Source organism: Phormidium pseudopriestleyi FRX01 (assembly GCF_017313335.1).
GTDB lineage: Bacteria > Cyanobacteriota > Cyanobacteriia > Cyanobacteriales > Laspinemataceae > Laspinema > Laspinema pseudopriestleyi.
Genome location: NZ_JAFLQW010000208.1, coordinates 1 through 5,667, shown reverse-complemented (window position 1 = coordinate 5,667; position 5,667 = coordinate 1). Strand labels below are relative to the sequence as shown.

At 47.4% G+C, this 5,667-nt stretch carries 3 protein-coding genes; 2 read left to right on the top strand and 1 reads right to left on the bottom strand.

Features of this window, described 5'->3' with window-relative positions; all coding sequences use genetic code 11:
* Positions 1–382 precede the first annotated feature (382 nt).
* Positions 383–2,713 carry a penicillin-binding protein 1C gene (gene pbpC / locus J0895_RS07530; protein WP_207087492.1) on the top strand — a complete coding sequence of 777 codons (2,331 nt, stop codon included), beginning with the start codon at positions 383–385 and terminating at the stop codon, positions 2,711–2,713.
* 496 nt (positions 2,714–3,209) lie between these two features.
* On the opposite strand, the gene J0895_RS07525 is transcribed toward pbpC, so the two are convergent.
* Complete coding sequence (locus tag J0895_RS07525; RefSeq protein WP_207087491.1) at positions 3,210–4,286, bottom strand: glycosyltransferase family 4 protein; 1,077 nt, start codon at positions 4,284–4,286, stop codon at positions 3,210–3,212.
* 610 nt (positions 4,287–4,896) lie between these two features.
* Between J0895_RS07525 and J0895_RS07520 the strand changes: the two genes are divergently transcribed.
* Positions 4,897–5,667, top strand: a 771-nt coding sequence (locus tag J0895_RS07520; RefSeq protein ID WP_207087490.1) for a GNAT family N-acetyltransferase, incomplete at its 3' end; no start/stop codon positions are given.

Sequence of the window (5,667 nt, the reverse complement as noted above, 5' to 3'; positions counted from 1 at the left end):
TTTTTCTTTATTATCCCTCACGGAATCGCTTCGAGAGTGAATAAATCTGGATTGGGTGGCGATCGCGGATCACGTTCCTTTGTCCTGCGACCTACATTTAGGCCCATTTTATCACCCCAGACCCTTGACAATAGCGAACAACTGCCAATCAGCCTCCGAAGACGCCCTGGGGGTAGCATTGGATCGATCGCGAAACCTCAAATCAGCCCGAAAACATCCCAAGAGTATTCGATACAAAAAACCCGGGTTTTCTCCCCACTACTGTACCGGCGTCCTAGAATAAAGACAGACTCTTCCTGCTGAGGGGAAAAAGCCCAAGAGGGTTAGAAATTACCTGACTGGGGGGATGATTTTCCATGTTGCCGTAACCGAGAATAAAACCATGAGCAAAATTTCCGAAATCGGCTTATTCGTTCAGCAATTGGGGTTGAGGCGACATCCCAAATTGCGGGGTTCTCTGAAAATTTTACTCGCGATGGGGTTGCTGGGGGCAACTGTCCGGATGTTGCCTTATTTAGCGCCGATCCGCGCTGAAGATATTGCCCAAAGTGAACAAGCGATCGCCTTTAGCGATCGCAATGGACTCCCTCTGGGTACTCTGCTCACTCGGGACCAAGATCATACCGCTGTGGTGCCAATTGATCAGGTTTCTGAATCGTTTCTCCAGGCGATAATCGCGGCAGAGGATCAGCGCTATTATCAGCATGGTGCGGTAGATTTACAAGCCGTCGCCCGGGCGGTTCTGGAAGCGGTACAAGCGCGATCGCTCGTTTCCGGCGCATCCACGATTACGATGCAATTGGCGCGAATGTTGGAACCGGCACCTCGCACTTTGCCCCATAAACTCGGTGAAGTTTGGCTGTCTTGGCGATTGTTTGCGGGGATGAACCGGGATGAAATTCTCCAGGCTTATATTAACCGTCTGCCAATGGGGGGAAATATATATGGTGTAGAAGCGGCGGCGCGGACTTATTTCGGACTACCGGCTTCGGAACTGAATCTGGCTCATGCAAGTATTCTAGCCGCGATTCCCAATGCACCGAACTATTATAATCCCTATTCTAATTGGCGATCGCTGAAAAAGCGGCAGCGGTATGTTCTCGATCGCATGATCGCTGATGGTTATATTACCCCACAGGAAGCAAATCGGGCGGAACAAGAAGAAATTCAGGTGTTATTGCCCGATCGCGGCATTATCGCCGCCCCTCACTTCCTATTTTGGCTCGCTAATCGCTTGCCGGACGGGGTTTCCACGGTACAAACCACCCTGGATCGCCCGTTGCAGCAGTTTGTGCAAACCCAGGTTCAGGAAGTTGTCCGTTCCCTGGCGGCTCATCAGGTGAATCATGCGGCAGCGTTAGTAATTGACAATCATACCGGGGAAGTGTTGGCTTATGTCGGTTCTCCCAATTACTTCGCCGACGCGCAACAGGGGCGGAATGATGGGGTGCAGGCGTTACGCCAACCGGGTTCGGCGCTTAAACCGTTTTTGTATGAGTTTGCCTTAGAAATTGGCGCGATCGCCCCGAACCAGATTTTAGCAGATGTTCCCACTCATTATGCCATACCCGGGTCACAGTTGTATAGTCCGGTGGATTATAATGAAAAGTTTTTAGGACCCGTGAGGGTGCGGGCGGCTTTGGCGAATTCCCTGAATGTGCCAACGGTGCGGGTGTTGGAACAGGTGGGGGTAGAGCGGTTTTTGGGGCGACTACATCAACTGGGGTTTGAGCATCTCACGAAGTCACCCGAATATTATGGGTTAGGGTTAGCCTTGGGGAGTGGGGAAGTGAGTTTATGGGAGTTGGCGCGGGCTTATGTGGCGATCGCCCGAAATGGTGATTTGATTCCGTTATCGGTGATGGCAGGCAGTCGCCTCCCCGCTTCGTTAGCACATCCGCTCCCGGAGTCCTCCTATTGGGCGCTGATTGGGGATATGTTGAGCGATCGCTATGCCCGATCGCAGGCGTTTGGGGTGGAGTCGGTCCTCAGTTTACCCTTTCCAGCAGCGGTGAAAACGGGGACTTCTTCCGATTATCGAGATACATGGACGGTGGGATATACGGTGGATTATACGGTAGCGACTTGGGTGGGGAATTTTAGTGGCGATCGCATGAGAAAAGTATCAGGCGTCACGGGTGCAGCCCCCTTGTGGAATCGCATTATGTTACATCTCCATCAAACCCGCGAACCGGCTGCTTTGCCGACTCCGGAACATCTAGTTCAGTATCCTATATGTGCCGTAACGGGATTAAAACCCACGGCAGATTGTCCCTCGGTGGTCCTGGAATATTTAGCCCCGGAACAGTTGAATGCGTATAATCGGGAGTCGGAATTTGAGTTATCTCAGGAGTATAATAGCTGGTTGGCAAGGCAAAGTCAACCTCAAGTGTCTGGCGCTGTGCTAAAAATTGCCTTTCCTGAAAACAATGATTATTTTATCTTAAATTCCAGTGACTCTACACCGCGCATTCAGTTTAAGTTAGCCGTTGCACCGGAGACTCCGCTAGAATGGTGGTTAATCGGTCCATCGGGGAAAAAACAACTGAATACTGAGGCGAATCATGCTTTATTTTGGCCGATGGAGGTAGGGGAATGGACTTTAGAAGTTAAAAGTGGAGACTTGAGCGATCGGGTCACCTTTCAAGTGCAACCCCCCGACAATCGACCCATTCGCCAAGGATTCCGGGTCAGAAGTGAGGATGAGGGATGATATTTATCTCGGCTTTATGCAATGCTAATCACCGGACTTGATAGCGCTTTTAATACAGTTATATAGCGGTTCCCAAACTCAGGCGGAACTCCTAGCGTTCAGGAGTGCGAGCATCTTGTTCGCTAGTTTTGTTACAAATCATTTAGGATTGCTATATCTACACCTCATAATTGCGAAACTGTAGGAAACCGGACGACTGCTAAATCATTTTAAAAGCCGAGGATAGAGCTTAGAAAAGCTCCATCCTCGGCAGTGGTTTAGAAAAACAAAATTGAACTTAAACGGGGGATGTAGTCAGAAGTTAGGTCACCTTATTTTTAGAAGTTGAGGTTATAAGTTTGTCTGGCAATGAATTATTGGGCATTTCTTGCCAACAGTTTGAACAAAACCAGTAAGAACCGCCTTGGCGGATATGGTGTAATAAAGAGCCATTACAACAAGGACATTGATTGCTGACTTTCATGTTAAATACACCTCCTATTTGGTCGAAAAGATTTTAGGCAATGACTGTCAATTTATCATTGAGATGACCATTTTGCTGAATGGTTTTCGAGAGTGCAAGGCGGTAAGCAGCTTCGTATCCATCAACCATTTTAGCAATGCTAAACTGGCTAACGACGCGATCGCGACAAGCTTGGCGATCGAGTTTCATGACAGCAGGAATCGCGGCAATCATTTCTTCGATGCTGTTACAAACAATGCCGGTTTTACCATCAGCAATGACTTCGGGAACGGAACCCAGATTCATGGCAATGAGTGGGGTTCCTGTACACATGGATTCAATCATCACCAAGCCAAAAGGTTCTCTCCAGGTAATCGGGAACAGGGTTGCTACTGCATTTCCAATCACTTCTACCTTTTGTTGGTGGTTGGTTTCACCTAAATATTCTATTTGAGTGCCATCGATTTGGGGCTTAATTTCATTTTCGTAGAATTTTTGGTCTACGGGATCGACTTTACCAGCTATTTTCAAATGCCAGCCAGTTGCTTTGGCGATCGCGATCGCATGATGAATCCCTTTCTCAGGGGAAATTCTGCCTAAAAATGCCAAATAAGGCGGGTTCTGGGGTTTGGGAAAGAAAGGATAGGCTTCAATATCAATGCCATTATAAACTGTCTCCAGATAATTCAGCTCGGGTCCACCTTCTCGTTGCGCGTGGGTGATACTGACATAACCCTGGTTGCCATACTTTTGATACAATTTGCGGCTGTCAGCGCTAAAGTTCCCATGGAGAGTATGCACCACAGAGCTTTTCATCAGTTCCGCCAAAGGCAATACCGAGTATCCATTATGAAAGTGGATAATATCAAACTCCGAAGCCATTTCATAAATTCGGTTGAGTTGCAGCATATCATACACCGCAGGCTCTTTCACCGTGGGGTCCAGACGTAAAGCTCGCGGAACCACAGATTCCAATTTGGCTAAAGTTTGGGAATCTCCAGACGCAAATAAGGTAACATCATGACCCCGACGGACTAATTCATCGGTGATATGGCTAACGACTAATTCGATACCCCCATAACCCGGTGGGGGAACTCGTTCTGCTAAGGGTGAAACTTGAGCAATTCGCATATTTCTCTCCTGATTGGTAAATGCAGTTGAATTTAATAAGTAATGAACCGGAAAAAAGCAGTTAACGCATCTATCTTTAGGTAGACTTTTAGGCTTAAACCGGAATAATTGTGCGAGGTTTAAGCGCCAGTCAGTCAGGGTGAAACAATTGCTATTTCGTGAAAACCACGTATAGCAAGGATTTTCACCTCGTTGATTGCCTACGCTCAAAACTTAACGTGACTCTGTATAGGATGGGTAGTCGTATTAACCGTACCAATCTTTGGGTAAGAGTCCAGGGAAGAGTTAAAATTTTCAGGGAGGAGTTTTCTAAATCACATTAAGATTTCAATGCTTTAACAGGTAAGAGATCCGCTAAAATTTCAACTTGAGGATTTGGAGGAGTCACTGCCGGAAGATTACCGGAGGTTTACGCTATTCCTGCAATTGGTTATCTTGATTGTCTTTAGGTTTTACTAAAATTATTTCTTGCAAAGAAAAAATCAAGAGGGGATCAAGTTCGGTAAACCCTACTTAATCCCCTCTTGATTTATTCTGATTTGAGGTTTTAGCTAAAACCCTAACAATCACTGAATGACTTATCTGAACTGATCTATAATCGAGAGTTATAATGCAACATCAGCGAAAATTTGGACCCGTTTCCAATGGGAAAGAGGCAGAAAACCTCGGGTTAATGCTTTGCCATAGCTTTAATTTTACGGGGTGGGAACTGTTTCGCGATCGCCTTGGTATCAAAAACTACCGTGCGATTTGGCAAGACAACCAAATTATCGGGGGATTAGGACTGTATCCAATGGCACAATGGTGGGGTGGCAATCCAGTTAGAATGGCCGGAATTGCTGCCGTGGGAGTTGCTCCCGAACATCGCGGGACTGGAGTGGCAGACGAACTGCTCAGACATACCCTCCAAGAACTCTATAATAATCAGATCCCGCTTTCGGTTCTTTATCCTGCGACTCAGGTGGTTTATCGAAAAGTAGGGTATGAACAGGCGGGAAGTCTGTGTAAGTGGCAACTCCCCATTCATAGCATTCAGATGCGCGATCGCACCCTGGGGATGCACCCCGTCGAACCGATATTATCCGAGACATTTGCAGCACTGTATCATCAACAGGCAGTTACCTGTAATGGCAATCTCGATCGCCACCCCGGAAGCTGGGAGAACATCTTTAAACCGACCTCAGAAGAGACCCTCTATGCGGATTTAATCGGTGAACCGGATGACTGGCAAGGGTATATTATCTATACTCAACGCCGGGAAGGAAGCTCACAAACCATTGCGATCGCCGATTGGGTTGCTTTAACTCCTGCTGCCATCCGTCGCCTCTGGACCTTCATTGCCGATTTTCGCTCGCAATTTGCCACCGTAATTTGGCGAAGT